The organism is Paenibacillus algorifonticola (assembly GCF_050481745.1).
Lineage (GTDB): Bacteria > Bacillota > Bacilli > Paenibacillales > Paenibacillaceae > Pristimantibacillus > Pristimantibacillus algorifonticola_A.
Window position 1 is genome coordinate 573,926 of the sequence record NZ_JBCNGR010000006.1, and the last position, 19,312, is coordinate 593,237.

The 19,312-nt window shown below is 49.8% G+C and carries 14 protein-coding genes; 10 read left to right on the forward strand and 4 right to left on the reverse strand.

Features of this window, described 5'->3' with window-relative positions:
- Positions 1 to 66: 66 nt before the first annotated feature.
- The 3 genes from ABEW34_RS06005 to ABEW34_RS06015 are packed head-to-tail and all read right to left on the reverse strand — an operon-like array spanning position 67 to position 4,681.
- Positions 67 to 750, reverse strand: coding sequence for a response regulator (locus ABEW34_RS06005; protein WP_430155909.1), 684 nt, complete (start codon positions 748 to 750; stop codon positions 67 to 69).
- Positions 751 to 4,074 carry an ATP-binding protein gene (locus tag ABEW34_RS06010; RefSeq protein WP_430155912.1) on the reverse strand — a complete coding sequence of 1,108 codons (3,324 nt, stop codon included), beginning with the start codon at positions 4,072 to 4,074 and terminating at the stop codon, positions 751 to 753.
- The gene (locus tag ABEW34_RS06015; protein WP_430155915.1) at positions 4,031 to 4,681 is read right to left on the reverse strand and encodes a hypothetical protein; all 651 of its coding nucleotides are present in this window, start codon (positions 4,679 to 4,681) and stop codon (positions 4,031 to 4,033) included. The genes ABEW34_RS06010 and ABEW34_RS06015 overlap by 44 nt, the downstream gene beginning before the upstream one ends.
- Positions 4,682 to 4,916: 235 nt before the next feature.
- On the opposite strand from ABEW34_RS06015, the gene ABEW34_RS06020 reads away from it, so the two are divergent.
- From ABEW34_RS06020 to ABEW34_RS06060, 9 genes are all read left to right on the forward strand, one after another.
- Entirely contained in the window at positions 4,917 to 5,540 is a 624-nt protein-coding gene (locus ABEW34_RS06020; protein ID WP_430155918.1) for a hypothetical protein, read from the forward strand.
- Positions 5,541 to 5,624: 84 nt separating this feature from the next.
- Positions 5,625 to 6,242, forward strand: a complete 618-nt coding sequence (locus ABEW34_RS06025; protein ID WP_430155921.1) for a hypothetical protein — start codon at positions 5,625 to 5,627, stop codon at positions 6,240 to 6,242.
- A 36-nt stretch (positions 6,243 to 6,278) separates the two neighbouring features.
- Positions 6,279 to 7,127, forward strand: a complete 849-nt coding sequence (locus ABEW34_RS06030) for a M12 family metallopeptidase (RefSeq protein ID WP_430155923.1) — start codon at positions 6,279 to 6,281, stop codon at positions 7,125 to 7,127.
- Positions 7,128 to 7,364: 237 nt separating this feature from the next.
- Positions 7,365 to 8,117, forward strand: a complete 753-nt coding sequence (locus tag ABEW34_RS06035; protein WP_430155926.1) for an SDR family oxidoreductase — start codon at positions 7,365 to 7,367, stop codon at positions 8,115 to 8,117.
- 301 nt (positions 8,118 to 8,418) lie between these two features.
- Positions 8,419 to 8,850 (forward strand): GntR family transcriptional regulator, encoded by a 432-nt coding sequence (locus ABEW34_RS06040; RefSeq protein WP_430155928.1) that lies wholly within the window; start codon positions 8,419 to 8,421, stop codon positions 8,848 to 8,850.
- Positions 8,843 to 9,532 carry an ABC transporter ATP-binding protein gene (locus ABEW34_RS06045; protein WP_430155931.1) on the forward strand — a complete coding sequence of 230 codons (690 nt, stop codon included), beginning with the start codon at positions 8,843 to 8,845 and terminating at the stop codon, positions 9,530 to 9,532. The genes ABEW34_RS06040 and ABEW34_RS06045 overlap by 8 nt, the downstream gene beginning before the upstream one ends.
- A complete protein-coding gene (locus ABEW34_RS06050; protein ID WP_430155933.1) occupies positions 9,529 to 10,371 on the forward strand; it encodes a hypothetical protein in 843 nt (280 codons plus the stop codon). Before ABEW34_RS06045 ends, ABEW34_RS06050 begins: the two co-directional genes overlap by 4 nt.
- Before the next feature lie 11 nt (positions 10,372 to 10,382).
- Positions 10,383 to 11,624, forward strand: coding sequence for a hypothetical protein (locus ABEW34_RS06055; RefSeq protein ID WP_430155935.1), 1,242 nt, complete (start codon positions 10,383 to 10,385; stop codon positions 11,622 to 11,624).
- A 29-nt stretch (positions 11,625 to 11,653) separates the two neighbouring features.
- The gene (locus tag ABEW34_RS06060) at positions 11,654 to 11,914 is read left to right on the forward strand and encodes a hypothetical protein (RefSeq protein ID WP_430155937.1); all 261 of its coding nucleotides are present in this window, start codon (positions 11,654 to 11,656) and stop codon (positions 11,912 to 11,914) included.
- A 98-nt stretch (positions 11,915 to 12,012) separates the two neighbouring features.
- Here ABEW34_RS06060 and ABEW34_RS06065 read toward each other — a convergent pair whose 3' ends face one another.
- On the reverse strand, positions 12,013 to 12,903 hold the full coding sequence (locus ABEW34_RS06065; protein ID WP_430155940.1) for an AraC family transcriptional regulator: 891 nt from the start codon (positions 12,901 to 12,903) through the stop codon (positions 12,013 to 12,015).
- A gap of 421 nt (positions 12,904 to 13,324) precedes the next feature.
- Between ABEW34_RS06065 and ABEW34_RS06070 the strand changes: the two genes are divergently transcribed.
- Positions 13,325 to 19,312 (forward strand): DUF5695 domain-containing protein, encoded by a 5,988-nt coding sequence (locus ABEW34_RS06070; protein WP_430156196.1) that lies wholly within the window; start codon positions 13,325 to 13,327, stop codon positions 19,310 to 19,312.

Genomic DNA, 19,312 nt, shown 5'->3' on the forward strand with positions numbered 1-19,312 from the left:
CTGAGGACTTAGGTCTTCGGGGGCTGTTTGCGCTGCGGCCATCCGCAAAATTTTATCCGAAAAGCGCTATTCCATTCCCTCATCCACTGAAAATAATTCCTGAAGGCTGGCAACCGCCTGCATCCGGTCACTGGTGCCCAGCTTGCTGTAAATGATGCTGACGTAATTTTTGACCGTGCCGACGCTCATAAATAACGTATCCGCAATTTGCGGGTTAGTCAGCGGCTGTACCATCAGCGCAATAATTTGCTTTTCGCGTTCTGTGAACTGGAGGCCTAGCCTCCTGAGCTTCCGCGCATTCATTTCTTGCGGCGCTGCTTTGGACATTGCTGACAGCCGCGCTGCGAGCTTCGTCGCGATTTCGGGGGTTAGCATATGCTGCCCAGCCGCAGCACTGCGAATGGCGGCAAGCAGATTTGCTTTGTCCATATCCTTGAGCAAATAGCCGATAGCCCCGCCAGCCAGCCCTTCAATAATATAGTCATCATCGGTAAACGTCGTCAAAATCAAAATCCGCTGCGCCGGATGCCGGGCCCTAATTTTGCGAATGGCGCTGATGCCATCCATAACGGGCATTTGCACATCCATCAATACGAGCGTTGGCCGCAGCTCATCAACAAGCTCGCAGGCGTGCTGCCCGTTTTCGGCCAGACCAACGACCTCCATATCCTCCTCCAGCTCAATGACTGTCCGCAGGCTTTCGCGCAGCAGGCGCTGATCATCGGCTATTACTAATCGAATAGGCTCCATTTAAGTATGCTCCTTCTGTGTGGGTAGTATAATTTCTATCAAGCAGCCGGTACCTTGCGCGTTATCAACGTGAAACTGGCCGCCCGCTGCTTCTGCATGCTGCTTCATATAATGCAGCCCAAGGCCGTCCGGCTGTTCCGGGCGATAGGGAATTCCCTCATTGCCAAGGGAAAAAATAACCCGTCCTTCCCGCTGCATCAGCTGGAAGTCAAAGTGCTTGCTTGCGCCATGGCGAATGCCATTAGTAAGCCCCTCTTGCAGTGCGTAATAGAGCAGCTTCTCCTGCTCCTGACTAAGCTGCACTCCGTCAAGCTGCATAGTGCGTGTGATGACGACCATTGCATACGATTCCGTATGCTGCAGCAGGCGCTCAATGCGTCCGCTGAAATCATTTTCCCGTTCATCGTCCTGTTCGCCACGCTCTTTCAAGCTGCGCAAGGACTGACGCACATCCCGCAAGCCTTGCCGTACCAGCTCCTGCGAATTAATCATATGCTGCTTCGCGGCTTGGGGCTTGTCAGCGAGCAGGCTTTGTCCCGCCTCCAGCTGAATCAGCGTCGTAGTCAGTGCATAGCCCAGCGCATCGTGAATTTCTTTGGAGATGCGATTACGCTCCTCATAAGCGCCAATATCGGCCATGGCGATTGCCGTCTCCTTCATCGATTCGCGAATATGCACCGTTCGCTCCAAAACCTCCCGCTCCATCGACTGTTCCCATGTCGCGAGCTTGAGATGGAGCCTGAGCCGCAGCATCAGCTCCGATTTCGTGACCGGCTTAATCAGATAATCATTTGCGCCGCTAGCAAATCCAAGCTCCAGATCGGCTGGCTGATTGCGCGCTGTCAAAATGAGGATTGGCACATGCTCGTCATATTGCTGCCGAATGACCTGGCACAGCTCATAGCCGGACATCTGCGGCATCATTAAATCAACGATAATGAGGTCCGGCTGGTAGCCCTCTGCCAGTAGCTGAAGGGCGCCGTGTCCACCGGTCGTTTGCCGAACTTGAAAACCCTCTGCGGTCAAATGGTTGGACAGCACCTGCAAAATAATCGGATCATCGTCCACAGTTAGCACGGAAGGGGCTTCCATCACAGAAGCAGCCCGTGCTACTTCTTCAGCTCCTACTTTTGCGCCCGCCGCAGCCGATTCCTTTTCCGCCGTCTCTGTGGCTTCTGTAGTCCTTGTAGTCTTGGTAGCCGCAGCATCAGCTCCGCCGTCAGCTAGTCCCGCGGCAGTTTCCCTGCTCGTTAGATGTTCCCTGTGACTGTCTCTCACAATCTCGTTAACCTTCTCTTTATCGGTCTGACCCGCCGAATAAACAGGAAGCGTAAAGCAAATCGCCGCCCCCTTGCCAAGGGCCGATTCCGCCCAAATTCGCCCGCCGTGCAGCTCCACGAGATTGCGGGAGATGCTGAGCCCAAGCCCTGAGCCCTCGTAACGCCGGATCATCGAGCCGTCTCCTTGCTCAAAGGCTTCAAAAATCGTCTCCAAATGCTGGGGTGCAATGCCTTCTCCAGTATCGCGGACTGTTATAAGCAGCCACTTTCCTTGCTGCGCTGCTGTGATGGCAACCCAGCCGCCATGAGTAAATTTGATAGCGTTACCCAGCAAATTGTTGAAAATTTGCATCAATCGATTTTCATCAGCAAAAGCCAGCAGCCCGGCAGGAATGTCATTGCGAATGGCGAGCTGCTTGCGCTCGGATAGCGGCTCCAGCAGCTCTATGGCAAGCGAAGCGGCTTGCCGAATGTTCAGGACAGTCGGCTGCAGCACGATTTCTTTATGCCTCAGCTTCGTTAAATCCAGCAAATCATTAACGAGATGCGACAGTCGCTGACCGCTTGTATGAATGAGCCTCAGCTGCCCTACGGCTATATCCGGCAGCTTTCCGGCAGCCCCTTCGGCTAAAGATTCCGCCAGCCCAATAATGCCCTGAAGTGGTGTTTTCAGCTCATGCGAGGTATTAGCGAGAAACTGGTCCTTAATTTGATTCGACAACATAAGCTTGGTGGACAGCTTCTCTATTTCCTTGAAGGCGCGAGCGAAATGAAGCGATAGCAAAATAGATTGCAGCACAATAAAAATGAACAGCCCGAATGGAACCAGTGAACCAAGGCTTGTCCGATTGTTGTTGTAAAGCACATCATTTAAAGCGAACAGAAATAAATTCAAAAAGCCGATCAGCATGAGATAGGTTCCTTGTTCTCCACGAGCCGCGGCGTAAATGAGCTTAACCAAAATATAACCCAGCGCAAGCATAATCATAACTTGATAATAAGGCAGCGAATAATGGTAAACAGATGCAGGAGCAACCACTACGAGGACGGAAATAGCTGCAAAAAGGATTAGGGCTATGCGCGTTTTCAGCTTAGAGAAGTAGGCCGGGTAGAGGCTTTGAATATACAAAAAAATGCACGGTGCGCCCATATAAGCAGTCAAATAGGAAACCTTGGCAAACAGCTGCCAATTCATATCGGGGATGAGTACGGAAATAAACCGTTCATTGACAAACAAGGTACGTATCGAAATACATAAGCAGAATAAAGCAAAATACAAGGAGGACAGCTGGCTTCGCCTAAGCCAATAAAGCACCATATGGTAAACAAACATGGTAAAAATCGAGCCGAACAAAAACAGGTCCTTAGCAATGCCTTGCTGCCTATGCTTGAGAATAGCGTCCTTGCTTCCGAAAAAAATGTGTTTTTCTATCCCGCCGGACGGATAGGAATAATTGGCGACCTGTATGACAATATCAAGGTCTGTTCCTTTATGGGCAAAAAGCATAACAGGCTGTCCGAAGCGGGCAACGACTCGTTCGGGCTCAGTTCCCACCGTCCCGGCTGAAGCGACCAGCTTGCCATTTATAAATACGCGATAGGAGCTTTGAATGCTCTTGACAGCAAGGCCGTAAATGCCGTCGAGCGGATCCGTTCGAACGAGCAGGCGATAAGTAGCAAAGCCTGTTCCTTCCGGTGCTGCCGCTTTGGCAGAAGAGGAGCCCCAGCTGCCGGGAACGGAAATAAAAGCAGGCTGCCCATCGCTGGCAGCCCCAATCTCATCCGGTTCAATAAGTTGGTTCCAATAAAACGCCCATTCACCATTAAGGGAAATAAGTCCGTCGTCCACTTGCACGCCTGCTAGGTCGAGTTGTCCATGCTGAGCGGTTGAATCTGGATGGTGGGGTGGCTCTGGAAGGCTGAACGCTTGTGCGGCCCTAAGGTAGTCCGCTTCTGCTAGAAAAAGAAGCAGTACGAGCAGCGTTGTCTTGATGGCTAATTTATAAGGCTTGATGCTGATCATGTCCTTGAAGGCCGTCTGCAAGCAAATACAGCTCCTCCGAAAATGTGGCATTATTCAACAGCTCCACATGGCCCTCAGAGGAAAAATTAACCGGCCAATAGCTGTTCGGTACCTTATGCGGTGAGAGCAGCCCCATGCGAATATACGTTGCAGCAAGCAGCTGACTGCAAAATAAAGTTTTATACCCGGAGTGAATGCCTGCAAGTCCCTCCGAGACGCTTACCGCCATTTCCGCCATGGTTGGGAAGGGGGCGTGATGCAGCTCCTCGATAATGTCCAAAAGTGCGGCCTGCATTTGTGGAGTACGCTGGACATTCAGCTTGCGCAGCGCGAACATGGGATCCCAAAGATTGCCGACATCGGTTTGAAGACGTTCATGCAGCGGAACGAGCATGGGGCCATTTTTTGTTTTACCAAGTAAAACATCCGGAATATTGTCGAACGTTGTTGACTCCCAAAGCAGCGGATAGTCATATTGCGGCAGCCTTACGATCATGCCGATATGGGACCAAGGAGAGCCTTCAATAAACTCGATTATAATGCTCTCATGAATAACGCTGTGACATAAAAGAATATCTCCCGTCTGCAGCTGATCCTCAATTTCACTGTACGTGATTCGTTTTTTCATCTTCCTCGAACCGCTCCTTTTTATGATAAATTTGGATGCCAGATCCGCCTTTATTATAGTATTTTTTAGAAGAAATAGTCAAAGAATTACAGGTTTTTGGTCATAAGAATGGTCATAGGCAGCGATGATTTTGGTCATAGCAAATGATGACTCCGGCTACTAATAATGGACGACAAAATCCAATAAAGTAGAACCTGTAAGCAGCACCAAAACCATATTGAGGAGGAAAAATAAAATGCCAACAACGACAACGACTTATTCCGTATGTGTACAAAACAATGGGACGTACAATGCAAGCCTTGCTATCTATCAGGTGGACCCGAATTTGGACGATCCGAATGTGCTCACGCTTGCTTGGCTGGTTAAGCCATCCACTTCAGGCTCTACAACGAAATTTACATGGGGAGTGGACTATGCCTTCTATTGGTCAGAGGTTGATGTTCCACAGCCAGGCTCGACCATTACCTCGACCGCTCAACGTGCGGCTGATCTTAGCGCAAGCAATTATGTCGAATTCAGCCATGCGGATGGCGGCACCTATCAATTTTCTCAAGCCTCTTCTGGTGGAAAAGAAGGCGTCATGTACATTCACCAGGACGGCTCGATCAATCCTGAAGATAATGCCTATATCGGCCTGATGATGAACAATAAGCCGACTGTTGCGATCAAAGCGCAGCCAAACACAAAAACGGAATTTACTGCTCATCCTGCTTATTACCTCGTATATGGCCGCATTGAGCCGGGCGAAATCATTGACATTAGCGAATATGCAGATACGGCACTCAAAATTGAATTTAATGGCGTTACGAACCACGATGTTGTTCTGACAGCGAAAAACCAGCTTAATATTGTGTCCTAATCTCCTCTTATATGCGAAAAACAAGTGAAAATGGGAGGGCGGTTTGAGCAGCCTTCCCTTTTCTCGTAAGGAGCTGCAAAAGTGGTGTCAAGCTATACGGTATCGGTAACGAATGAAGCAACATATAGCGGCAGCATTTGTTTGTTCCAGCTATTTCCCCGCTTGAATGACCCAAGCGCAGTCACCTACATTTGGCGAGCGGCGCCTGCAAGGCCGTTCGCTGGACAAGTACAATTTACTTGGCAGCCCAAGTATCAATTTATGTGGCGTTCTGCTCAGGATGGCGAGTCAGCAGGTTTATCCAGTGTCGGGGCAATCGAGCATAAGGAAGCCTCATTATGGCAAAACAATGCAGTTGTCTTGCTGAAGGCCGCAAGCGGGAGTTATTACTTTTCGCAGCCTTATGCTGCAAGTGATAGCGAGCTTTATTACATGAAAGCAGATCGAACGGTAGACCCTGAGGACAAAGTGCGAATCGGCCTCAGTCTGGACAGCCGGGCTGTCGTGACGGTGGAGGCCCATCCGAACACGCTGACAGGCTTTCATCCTGAACCGGTCACTTATTTGGTATACGGGCATTGGCAGGCAGGACAGGTGTTCGAGCGGGAGATGTATATGCAGCAGGCCCTTGCGCTCAGCTTCAACGGCAGGCAGCAGCTGAACGTGCACATATCGGCGAGCAACCTCTTGCAGCTCGTATGAGCAGGGCAGGCAATAACAAGAAGGAGGAATAAGAAGATGGCAGAGCAATTACCAGAAGTATATGCAAATGATTTATTCCAAAAAGGAACAGCCGAAACAGGCTACGTCTATTTGGCCGACAATCAGACACCTGTGAAAGTCGAGTATATAGAGTATGATAATTTGGCTATCGTCGATGGCGACATTGTTGTGGCTGAGGCGGCAAAAATGCGCAGGCTGAAGGCTTTCATCGAGCAGGAGGGCCAGCAGGGATTGGATCCGCATGTGGACATTATTATAGATATGAGGCGCCTGTGGCCTAAGGGCAAAGTATTTTATTCTTTTGATGCCAATGTGCCTGCTAGTACGCAGCAGGATATTAAAAAAGCTATGTCTGCAATAGCACAAGCCTGCCCGGGCATTTCCTTCTCGCTGCGGGGAACGGAGCCGAATTATGTCTCGTTTAAAATCGGCCTTGGACATAGCTCCTATGTCGGAATGATTGGCGGCAAGCAGCTTATTACGCTGGGCGTAAACTATGTGCTGGGCAACATTATTCATGAAATCGGACATACGCTCGGCTTGCTGCATGAGCACACGAAGCCGAATCGCGACACGTACATTACCGTCAGTATGGGGAATATCCCGGCCAATAAGCAAAGCAATTTTGTTATTATTAATCATCCTGAGCTGTTCAAGTCGTTAAAGTATGATTGGGGCTCGATTATGCATTATAGCAAAAGCGCATTTGCCATCGACCCAACCAAGCCGACGATTACGCCAACCCAGGCTTTGCCTTCTGGCACGGTGATGGGGCAGCGTACAGCCTTGTCTGCGCTGGATGTAGAGGGCATAAATGCATTGTATACCAAAAGCGGAGCGGCGTTTGAGCAGCAGCTGCACTAGAGTTGAAATGAGCTGTTTTTGTAAAATAGCCCATCTTATAAGAGCAAGCAACGATAGCATAATGCTGTTCGTTGCTTGCTCTTTTTCTGCTGTCTGGCCCGTTGTCACAAAATGAATCGCATCTTCGTTATATGTTCGAAAAAGCGAACCACTAATGAAGATGTGACAGCTAAGAGAGGACAGACTGTCTCGTTGCCATTAGAGTTTCGCGATAAAACATATGGATGGAGGCATAACATGAAAATTGTAGTGATTGGTGGAAGCGGACTCATTGGAACAAAACTGGTGCATAATCTTCGCGAGCTGGGTCATGAGGCAGTTGTGGCATCACCTTCCAGAGGCGTCAATGCCGTTACGGGTGAAGGGCTGGCGGAAGCGCTGGATGGCGCTCAGGTTGTCGTAGACGTGGCGAACTCGCCTTCCTTTGAGGATAAGGCTGTCCTTGCCTTTTTTGAGGCGTCAAGCCGTAATATCCTTGCTGCCGAAAGAGCCGCTGGCGTTAAACATCACGTTGCGCTATCGGTTGTTGGCACCGACGGCCTACAGCAAAGCGGCTATTTCCGTGCTAAGTTGGCCCAAGAGCAATTGATCGAAGCATCTGGGGTTCCTTATACGATCGTACGTGCGACACAATTTTTTGAATTCGTTACCGGTATCATCTATATGTCAACAGAAGGAGAAAGGGTTCGTTTGCCGTCTGCGCTTGTTCAACCTATCTTTTCGGAGGATGTAGCCGCCGCGCTGGTCGATTACGCCATTGGCTCGCCAGTAAATGGCATCGTTGATCTTGCAGGCCCAGAGCAGCTTCGTCTAGACGAATTCATCAAACGATATATGAGCGCTAATCAGGATTCGCGGCAGGTCATCACAGATGTAAATGCGCTTTACTCTGGTGCTGGGCTGAATGAGCACTCTCTCGTCCCAGGCGATAATGCCCGAATTGCCTCAACGCGCTATGAGGATTGGCTCAGCCGCTCTATGTCCCAGTAATAAAGCAAAACAGAGCAGATGCCAAATGTAGAGGCTATTTTGTGCAGTAAACCGTAAGCTTAGCATACAGACTTTGCAAAACAACTTCGAAGCTAATAAATATAAACGGGTCCCCATGGAGCATGCTCTATGGGGACCCGTTGCTCTTAAAAGTAATAATCCCTATGCGAGAGGGAAGAGGATATCCATTCATCCTATTTTTTAACAAACGCTTGACAGAAAAACGTATTATGCGCATAATACACTTAAAGTGTATGAACTACTTAGTACACACACTGGAACAAGAATGAGAGGTAACGGGATGAAGACAAATGAAGGCTGGACGGAAGTCGCTTTCAATGGCCGTGACCCGGTCTACTTGCAGGTCGTCAAGTTTTTTAAGGAGCAATTGGTCATTGGGAAAATGGAAGCCGGACAAATCATTCCTTCACGAAGGGAGCTCGGCGCACTTTTGAAAATTAATCCTAATACGGCGCAGAAAGCTTATAAGGAAATGGAGGAACAGCAGTTGATCGTAACAGAAGGAAACTCGCCAAGCCGAATTACTACGGACCAGAACGTATTGCGGGCTATCCGCGCGGAGCTGATTGGCGAGGCTGTGGAGGCTTTCGTTGCCTCTGTTCGTAAAATCGACGTTCCGGTGGAGGAGCTGCTGGAGCTGGTCAAGCATAAGTATACAGAAGATAAGCAGTTGAATGGCGAGAAGCAAGGGGGAGGCGCGCAGCATGATTGAGGTGCGGGATATCCATAAAAAATATCGGCGGCGCAAGGTGCTGGACGGCGTCTCCTTTCAAATCGGGAAGGGCGAAATCACCTGTCTGATCGGCACGAATGGGGCAGGCAAGTCGACTATAATGAAGGCCATTATGGGGCTGACGCCAATCCGCAAGGGCGAAATCACAATGGATGGGCGAAAGCTTGGCAAGGAGCGGTATGAGAAAATTTCTTTTATCCCGGACCATCTGACGATGCCGCCTGCGATGAAGCTGGATGAAGCGATGGTGTTTATGGCGGATTTTTACCGCAGCTGGAATGAAGAGCGGGCCAAAGAGCTAATGAGCTTTTTTCAACTGGAGGGCAAAGAACGGATCGGCAATTTATCCAAAGGGACGGCGGCAAAGTTCAACCTGCTGTTGGGGCTGGCATTGGATACCGAATATGTTCTGATGGATGAGCCGTTTTCCGGCATTGATATGTTTAGCCGTGCGCTCATTACGGAAGTTTTTTCAAGCCATCTGATTGAAGATCGCGGTGTGTTAATTACGACGCATGAGATCGCAGACGTCGAACATCTTATTGATCAGGCCGTGCTGCTCCAAAATGGTTCGGTTATCCGCAATTTCAACTGCGAGCAGCTTCGCATGGAGGAAGCCAAGTCGATTGTGGATGTTATGAAGGAGGTGTATCAGGCTTGAAGTTTTATTTGAAGCTGGTACATATGGAAGTGCACCGCTTTCGCTATTTGCTTGGCGGATTAATGGCGTTAACCATTCTCATGCAATTTGGAGTAGTGCTGCTGTGGTCACTTAGTGAGCGCGGCATTAGAACGAGCCCCGGCTGGAGTGATAAATTGATAACGTATCACCCTTTCTCCGAAACCGGGAAGCTGACGTTTAATGAGCTGATGTTCAACAATCAATTTTGGTTTTCCTTTCCGGTGCTGATCAGCATTGCAGTTATCGCCGGATATGTTTTTCTCATTTGGTACCGCGATTGGCTGGGGCGCGATACGTTTATTTATCGGCTGCTGATGCTGCCGAGCAGCCGTGGCTCCATTTACGCAGCGAAGCTGACGGCGATTGTGCTGTTTACGTTCGGACTGGTCTCATTCCAGCTGCTGCTGCTTCCACTTGAAATGATGCTGTTCAATTTGGTTGTACCAGAAGAGCTGCGCGATCCGTCCTATTTGTCGCAGGCGATTTTGCAAAATCAAGTGCTGAAGGTGCTCATTCCAGGCCAGTTTGACGTGTTTGTGATGGCCTATGCGATCGGAATTTTAACCGTACTTGCTGCTTTTACAGTTGTTTTGCTGGAACGAAGCTATCGGGTGATTGGTATTGGTTTTGCTGTTATTTATGTGTTCGTATGCGGTGCCGCGCTGCTGGCTCCTATTACTTTGCAGCGGCCGGGGAATGTGGCTTCCTATTTATATCCAGGTGAAACTTACGCTATCATACTGGCATTAACCGCCATTTTCGTTGTGGTATCCGTATGGCTCAGCATCAGGCTGTTAAACAAAAAGATTACCGTGTAAGGGGGAGCAAGATGAAACGTTATTTAACTACGCTGGCGCTCGTCCTGCTCGCAGCAGCAGGGTTCAGCACGTATTACGCTTTTGGCTCGGCAGACCATTTGCCGGAATATCGATTAGAGACGCTGGAAGGGGATGCGAATGAAGCGGCCAATCTGGTATTAGTCGGTTCGTATATAGGCGGGAAAGGCTCGCAGCCTCTGAATTTAACTATACATGGCAGTGAGTATCGAAGCAGGAAGTCCCTTTATGAATCGTATATAACCGATGCTCGTGAGTGGTTTTATGAGCGAGAGGGCATGAGAGAGCTTGTTGAAAAATATCCCGCTTTCATGCGGGGCAAAGCGGAGATAGGCAGCTTTTATCAGGATCAGGACTGGTTAGCCTATGCGAAAATTCCATACAATTCGGCTACTAGTGACCCGGAAGGAACAATAGAGGTAGAGATACTGAATCGAAGCACCGGCAAGGTCGAAGACTATTCGATTGCATTAACTCCTCTATCTCAGCAAGGCATGAGAGAGCATGCCACCATATATGATGTACAGCTGCAGGCAGATGGTCTTCATGTGATGGTAAACCAATATGAAACAGATAACAGGCAATCAGGAGCAAGCCAGTATTTTGATTATATAATCGATTCGGCTAGCGGTCAGCTCATTAAAAGGATTGCCGTGGAATTTGTAGATGCTGCTGGGACCAAGCTTTCTCCCCTTTCATCTGCCACCATCCAAAATGATTATACAGCACCCAATGATTATTTTGTTTTAAGTATCGTTATGCAGGAACAGACGGGAGACACCAACAGCAGCAGCGTTCCGACAAGCGTTCCGGCAGAGCTTTATGTGTATTCGTATAAGAGCGGGATAACGCAGCGCTTGCCGGATGAAATGCAGAAATTGGATGCGCGTAGAATGGGGGGACGCTACATTTCAGGCGGTGACCTCTATTTTACAAATTACAATGAGACGCTAATTGCGGTATCACGCTACAGTCTGGAAACAGGAGAAAGACGAGGTGACAATTGGTCACTGTTGTCAAGTCAGATTGGCGAGGGCGAATTGCAGAGCTTTTTTATGAATGGAGAGCGTCTTTATGTTTTGCTCGCTAAGGAAGATGCTCGAACCGTTGTGGTCATGAATGCTGCAACTGGCGAGCCATTATATAAAGGCAGTGTGACGGCTGAGGGCAGCGAGGAAGAGAGACAGATCGCATTAAGCGATATGGCGTTAAATAATATGAGCATTAAAGAGTAGACTAGAAACGTCCCAATTAAGAGGGTGAGGTGCAAGGCATGCAGGCAGCAGTCAGCCTGAATCAAACGGTCGAGGCGCTCAGAGAGCTGGAAACATGGAGCTATCAGCTTGCCTTTTATATTTTGCAGGATGAGCGGCTTGCCGCAGAGACGGGCAAACAGGCGCTGCTTGCGATTGGCCAAGAGCAGTCCTTTCATCTCCAATCCCCCGCCGAGCGCCGAGAGAAAGTGAAAAAAATGATTATGCGCAAAGCGCTTATCGTAAACGCAAGCAGCGGACGCCGTTCATAACGGTGTCCGCTGTTTTTATTTTACTTTCCTACTATTATTCTTTTGCTCCGATAAACGGGCACCAACCTCGAAAATCAGCCTTGCTACTCACCCTTGAACTACGAGACAGGGGAGTGCACCTGCCGATACTTGGACGGGGATAGCCCCTCGCGCTTCGTAAAGTGAGAGGTGAAATGCGACGTATGGACAAAGCCGACCTCCTCGGCGATTTTGCCAATCGGATACGAGGTTTGCGCGAGCAAACGCTTCGCCTGCTCCATGCGATAGACTAGCAAATATTCGACGGGGGTTACACCATACATCTTGCTCATGCATTTGGCCAAATAATTAGGATGATAGTTTAAGTGAATTTGCAGCATTTTATTCGTAATGGGGAGCGCATAGTTTTGGCGGATAAACAGCTCAATCTTCCTGGCAAGAGCGGCTGTCGTAGAGTCTGAGGCTAACGCCTGCTCTTCCTTCAATTCATGCAATAAGGCTTGAAAAAGATCCTGCCTTTTCCAATTGCTCAGGGTGGGCGGCACCTGCTCCAGCTGGGAAAAATGGCCCAGCAGGCTGAGAGCCTGAGCGGACAGGCTTCTGTGCTTTTGGATAAAAATAGAGCTCAAATCGCGGTTGTGCAAATAGGCTTTTGCCCGGTGCGACTCCATGAGAGTGGCCTGCTCTTCAGCAGCAGCCTGCAACGATTCGCTTGTGCGCCAGCTTCCGAAAATTTGAAAATGAATCCAGATGATTTCGGTAGGCTCCGTGCATGGAGCAAAGCCGTAATGCAGCGCATCGGGGCGCAAAATGAGCATTTGCCCCTGCTTCAGACTCCACTGCTCCTCCTCCTCGCTAATAAATAAGGTGCCACGGGTGACCGCAATGAGATCAAAGACGCCAATGCTTCTGCGTCTAATATGCTGCTCGCCCGGCGCGTAGACGTTTGTACCACAATCGATAATGCAAGGAACCGGCGGTGTGATAAAATGCAAAACGGTTGGTTTCAACGTGCACCTCCATCATACTTGAGTTGGCTTTGTATGAATGAACAGCTTCGTTTTTTTCTCTATCATACTCAAGGCTGCTCATAAACTCAATCGAAAAAATGAGAAGGCAGACTGCTTGCATGTGAATGGGTTATACGTTTAGATTTATGAAATCAAGTTGCGAATATGAAAGTTTTGGTTGAAATCATTAAATCCTAATCAAAAATACCGTGCTATGATAATAAAAAAGCGCTTACATAGGCTTGTTAAGTAAGTGGAAAGGGGTGTCTGCTGTTTCCTATTGGATTGAGGAGCTAGAATGCAGTAGCGGTTTCTCAGTAAAAATCTAAACGATTAACAAGGAGGCTGTTTTGTGATAAAGAAGAGATGGAAGACGTTAACGGCTAGACGGACCATAGCTTTATTTTCAGCAGTAGCACTAATAGCGGGGTTGTTTAGCCCATTAATCGGGAAGGCCTGGGGTGCGGAAGCAGAGGGCGGCTTGCAGGTGGAGATCGGGGAATATGGCGAAATCAGCTCGCTGAAAATCAAAGGCGATCTATACCCAACTGAGTATGTGATGAACAAGACGGTGGCGCCAGAGCAAAATACAGCCGATCATCAATGGATGGGCGAGTTAATGTTTACGTACCGTTTGGGCGATAACGGCCAATGGAAGGAAGTGTCGACTAATCAATCGGGCGATGTGCGGCAGATCGCAAGAGACGGCGATGTGACAACCGTAACGTATGCGGGGTCGCAAAATGCCGGCGGCATAAAGGATTTCACCTTGGTGGAAACCTACACGCTGGAGGAGGATGGCACGCTAAACTGGACTATTCATCTGACGAATACGAGTGGGCAAAAGCTGGAGATCGGCGATTACGGCGTACCGCTTCCGTTCAATGAGCAGTGGAATTACGGGGATGCGATTTATGAAACGCGGGTCGTGAGCCACTCCTTTGTTGGTAATAACAGCTCGTATATGACGGCAAGCCGTCCTAGTGGACTAGGCTCCTACCTGCTGATGACGCCGGATGCGCAGACGAAGGCTGGATTTGAATACCAGGATCGGTGGCGTCAAGAGGAACGTCCGAACAGCAAATGGACGGGAGAAAGCGGCAAATGGATAGAAGGGCTGAACGTCTATTACATTCATTCCAATGTGATTAAGAAGACGAACCGCGGCTATTTGCCGAATACAAGCCTCATCCTGGAAGCGGGAGCTGACAATCAGTATGGCTTTAATTTTCATGCTGTAGCTGATGAGCAGCAAATGAAGCAGAAGCTGTATGAGGAAGGACTGGTCGATGTCAGCGTCGTTCCCGGCATGATCGTTCCGACCAATCAGAAAGCGAAGTTCGATTTGCGTACGAAGCAGACGATTAACTCCGTTAAGGATGAAGCGGGCAACGATATTCCGCTGGTGGAGAGCAAGGCTGGCGATCATCATATTTACGAGCTGCAAATGACAAAGCTAGGGCCGAATGATATTACGGTCAGCTACGGAGACGGCTTGAGTACGGTTTTGCAATTTTATGCCATATCTCCAATTGATGAGGCTTTGGCAGCGCACTCCGAATTTATGGTGGATTCCATGCAGTGGCAGGCGCCAGGCGAACTTCATGACAAAGTGTTTGATGACTGGATGATGAACACGAAGAAGAAAATGGGCAATTTCAACGGCTATTGGGGCTGGGGCGACGATTGGGGACTGACGCACGGACAGTTTCTGGCGGAGAAAAATGCTCTTGATCCAGTGGCGCGTGAGGTTAAGGCGGTCGACGAATATCTGGAGACGGCGATTTGGACAAATTTGATGAACGGCCATCATGAGGATTATTTAATTCATGACTTTTTGATGCCGGAGCCGAATACGACGCCGACCTATCGCGGTTACGCGTATCCGCACATTTACAACACCTTTTTCAGCATGTATAAAATCGTCAAGGAATATCCGGGTCTCATTGACTATGAGCATGATGCAAATACGTATTTGCTGCGGGCCTACAATATTATGAAGGCGCTCTATGAAGGGCCGGTTGCCTACAACTGGAATACGGGATTGATGGGCGAGCTGACTACGCCAGCAATTATTCAAGCACTGCAGGATGAAGGCTACGTCGTCGAGGCGAGCGATATCATTGGGAAAATGGCAACGAAATATAATAATTTTAAAAATACGAAATATCCGTATGGCTCGGAATACAGCTACGACAACACGGGTGAGGAAGCGGTCTACACCCTTGCCAAAATGCAAAGCGATAATGCGGCCGAGCAGCTCAAAGCTCAAGAAATGATGAGCAAAATCAATGCCAAAACACGGGCCTCGCGCGGCCATATGCCAGTGTGGTATTACTACACGGACCCGGTGACGATTACGGGCGAAAACTGGTGGAATTTTCAGTACACCGTATCGCTCGCCGGTTATGCGATGGATGACTGGATTCGCTACCAATCCAGCAGCAACCGGGAAGTGGAGCAGCGGCTTTCATATGCGGCGAAAATCGCCAACATTGGCTCGATCAACACGGGACAAATCAGCGACGATCCAGCCAACTATGGCGCTTCGGCATGGACGTATCAAGCGGAGAAGGGCAATCTTGGCACGCTTGGACATGGCGGCGGCGCATCGCTGCCCCTGCTTAACGGCTGGAGAGGCATGACGGGAGAATCCGACCTTGGCTTGTTCGGCGCCCTGCAAATTTTAAGCGCGGACGTTGCGGTTGATCCGATTTTTGGACTGACAGGGTATGGAGCGAATGTGACGGAGGATAGCGGTTCTTATTCAATTGAGCCGATAGATGGGCTTTATAAGAAAATAAATCTGATTACCGAAAAGCTGTATTTGACGCTTGAGCGGGACCAGTTTACGCATGCAGTGCTGTCCAAAACCAAGGATGCAGCTGCGCTGGATATTAAAAATCTGACGCCGGGTACAGCGCACCAAGTTCATTTGACGCTCGAGGGCTTGAAGCCAGGAGCCTATGCCGTCACGGTGGATGGGCAGCCAGCAGGCAAGCTGAATGCGTTTGGCGCAAAAGCGATGCTTGCGATAGATGCGCCAGCAGCCGCGAATTATACGGTAGAGCTGAGCGAAACTTCGCCAGATCCGAATACAGCGCCAACCATTCATGCGGGCGATGATCAGGCCATTCATCTATATGATGATCTGGTGCTGAAAGGCAGTGTGGAGGATGACGGCCTTCCGGCTGGAAAGCTCACGGTGCAATGGAGCATGGAATCCGGCCCTATGGGCGGCGAGGTGGACTTCGGCTATGCGACCTCGGCTGTTACAACAGCTCAGTTTAATGAGCCGGGCGACTATGTGTTAAAGCTAAGCGCAGATGATTCGGAGCTGAATGCCAGCGATACGGTAAGCATTACCGTTAATCCGCCAGCGGCCCTTCCGGAGGCTATTGCGAGCTATAACTTTAATGAGACGTCGGGTACGATTGCCGCAGATTCCTCTGGCAGCGGAAAGGATGCTTCCCTTAAAGGCACGTCTGCATGGGCAAGCGGCCGCTCGGGCAATGCGGTCAAAGTAGGCGGTACGGACGGTTATGTGCTGCTGCCGGACAATGTACTGGGACTTACGGAGAAAATAACGGTTGCAGCCTGGGTGAAGGGTGATCAATTGAATGATTACTCCCGATTGTTTGATTTTGGCACAGGAACGCAATCCTATATGTTTTTGGCGCCGAAGGTAGGCTCCTCGATGCAATTCAGCATAACGACGGGTGGAAACCAGCCAGGAGCCGAGCAATCGATTACCGGACCGGCGCTGACTACGGGCGAATGGAGACATGTAGCGGTAACGCTGGATGGCCCGCTGGGCATTTTGTACGTGGACGGTGTAGAGGTTGGACGCAATGATCAAATGACGTTAACGCCGAGAAGCCTGGGCAAAACGAAAAATAACTATATCGGCAAATCGCAGTATAGCGATCCTTATTTAAATGCCAGCGTTGATGATTTTCAGCTGTTCAGCCGGGCTTTAACTGCGGCGGAAATTGCAGCAATGGTCGCTCCGCCAGTTGATGAAATCGAACGCATGGAGGAGGTACAGGTGTCCACTCCAGTGGATGTAGCTCCGAAGCTTCCAGCCTCGGTAAAGGTTTATTTGAAAAATGGCAGCTCCATTGATGCATCGGTGAGATGGAATGACATCCAGCCGGAGCAGTACGCGGAAGCGGGCAGCAGCTTTACGGTAAAAGGCCTCGTTATTGGCACAAGTCTGGAAGCGACGGCAACCGTAACGGTAATGGCCCGAGAGATTCAAGGTTATCCTTCACTCGTTGTTCGCTACAATTTCGATGAGATGGAAGGGACAGTCGCACAGGATGCCTCTGCCTCTGGACTAAATGGCACGATTAATGGTGAATTGGGCTGGGTAAGCGATGGGCATACCGGAGGAGCCTTGCAGTTTAACGGCGTTTCCGGAAACTATGTAGACGCAGGCAATAGTGAGGCCCTGCAGCCGAGCAGCTTGACACTGTCCTATTGGATTAAACGGACGGATAATATGAATGACCGGGAAAATGTGCTGCTATGGTTCAAGCCGGAAAGCAATTATGCGGGCAATGGCTTTTTCTTGACCTACAATGGCAACTCGAGCATTTTCTATGTCGATGGCGCCAACGGTTTTTATGTGAGGCAATCGCCGAACGATTTTCTGCCGCTGAATGAATGGACGAATGTCGTCATTACATTTGATTCCGCGACCGGCGAACGGGCGATTTATAAAAATGGGGTGGCGCAGACGCTTGGCACTGACGGCACACCGAGGACCATAACCGCTACCGCGGATATTAAAAAGATCGGCGTATCCGGTTATGGCAACGGGGCGCAGCTGCATGCGGGCCTTGATGATTTCCGGATTTACAATGGTCCGATGACAGCCTCGCAAGTGAAGGGTTTGTATGAGGGCAAAGATATCAAGAGCGTAGATCAAGCAGCGGCAGCTACGACTGTTGGCACTGCGCCGAGCCTCCCGGCAAGCGTTCAGGTTACGTATGAAAACAATGCGACAGGGACCGCCTTTGTCGTCTGGGATGAAATAAGCGCTGAGCAATATGCGGCAGAAGGAAGCTTTACTGTTTCAGGGACGGTTGATGGAACCCCGCTCCGTGCGGAGGCCATTGTGACGGTGACGGCGGCACCGATTGAACCGACGCCAACACCTACACCAGTGCCAACGGATTCGCCAGTGACACCAACGCCAACGCCGTCACAAACTGCGACACCAGCACCAGCAACGTCGAGTCCGACTGCATCATCGACGCCAACACCGTCGCCATCGGCAACGCCGCTACCAGCAACGAATCAAGTGGTGACGGGCAATGAGCTGGCAAGCAGCAATGGCGGGATCGTTAAACTTCAGCTTGCCGCCGGCAAGAGCAAGCTTGTACTTCCTGCCAATGCCGGCACATTGCTGGGATCTTCAACACTTCGTGTAGAAGGCAGTGGAGTAGTGCTTGAAATTCCAGCAAGCGTGCTTGCGGATTTGGCAAAGCTTATTGGAGCAAATGAAGCTGCAACAGCGCAAATTATTTTGTCTTTGGATAGGCTGGAGCAGAACGTTCAATCCGGCAGCTTAAAATCATCCGGGGAAGCTTACGCGTTTACTTTGCTGATCCGCACAGCAAATGGTACGGAGAAGGAGCTGCCCAATTTCTCCTCGCCAGTCGGCATTCGATTGAGCTATAACGCGAGCGCGGATGAAGAAAATCTGCTGGGCATTTACTGGTACAACGAAAACGATCAGAAGTGGGAGTATGTCGGCGGCAAAATTGACAAGGCTGCCAAGCAGATCAGCACCTCCGTACCTCATTTCAGCAAATATGCGGTCATGTCTTATGAAGCAGCTTTCAGCGATGTGCCTGCTTCGCATTGGGCGAATGATGCAATCCGTTCATTAACGGCCAAGCATATCGTCCGCGGGCTTTCGAATGAGCGGTTTGCCCCGCAAAAACAGACGACCCGCGCTGAGTTTACAGCGATGCTCGTTCGGGCGCTCAATCTCGATACTGGTGCCGCTGGCACAACGAGCACTGAGCAACAGTTTGATGATGTATCACCAGATAACTGGTTCTATGGAGAGGTAGAAGCAGCGGTAGCTGCGGGACTCATTCAAGGGAAGAATGCATGGACGTTCGCTCCGAATGAAGCGCTGACCAGAGAACAAATGGCTAGCATAATGGCCAGAGCTTGGGCGATGTTGAATGATGACGAGCAGTCTCCCAACCAAACGGCTCTGGACTTCGCCGATGCAAGTGACATATCGGATTGGGCGAAGCAAGCAGTCGCTTTAGTAACTGAGCTGGGAATAATGAATGGCAAAAATCAAAATCGGTTTGATCCAGCTGCTATTGCAACGCGGGCTGAAACGGCCCAGGTAATTAACAAGCTTCTTCAAAAGCTGGAGTAG

Excerpts from the sequence above, each read along its gene's own strand:
- ABEW34_RS06030 (WP_430155923.1), top strand. The coding sequence starts at position 6,279 with ATGGCAGAGCAATTACCAGAAGTATATGCAAATGATTTATTCCAAAAA.
- ABEW34_RS06020 (WP_430155918.1), top strand. The coding sequence starts at position 4,917 with ATGCCAACAACGACAACGACTTATTCCGTATGTGTACAAAACAATGGG.
- ABEW34_RS06015 (WP_430155915.1), bottom strand. The coding sequence starts at position 4,681 with ATGAAAAAACGAATCACGTACAGTGAAATTGAGGATCAGCTGCAGACG.
- ABEW34_RS06040 (WP_430155928.1), top strand. The coding sequence starts at position 8,419 with ATGAAGACAAATGAAGGCTGGACGGAAGTCGCTTTCAATGGCCGTGAC.
- ABEW34_RS06035 (WP_430155926.1), top strand. The coding sequence starts at position 7,365 with ATGAAAATTGTAGTGATTGGTGGAAGCGGACTCATTGGAACAAAACTG.
- ABEW34_RS06045 (WP_430155931.1), top strand. The coding sequence starts at position 8,843 with ATGATTGAGGTGCGGGATATCCATAAAAAATATCGGCGGCGCAAGGTG.
- ABEW34_RS06055 (WP_430155935.1), top strand. The coding sequence starts at position 10,383 with ATGAAACGTTATTTAACTACGCTGGCGCTCGTCCTGCTCGCAGCAGCA.
- ABEW34_RS06005 (WP_430155909.1), bottom strand. The coding sequence starts at position 750 with ATGGAGCCTATTCGATTAGTAATAGCCGATGATCAGCGCCTGCTGCGC.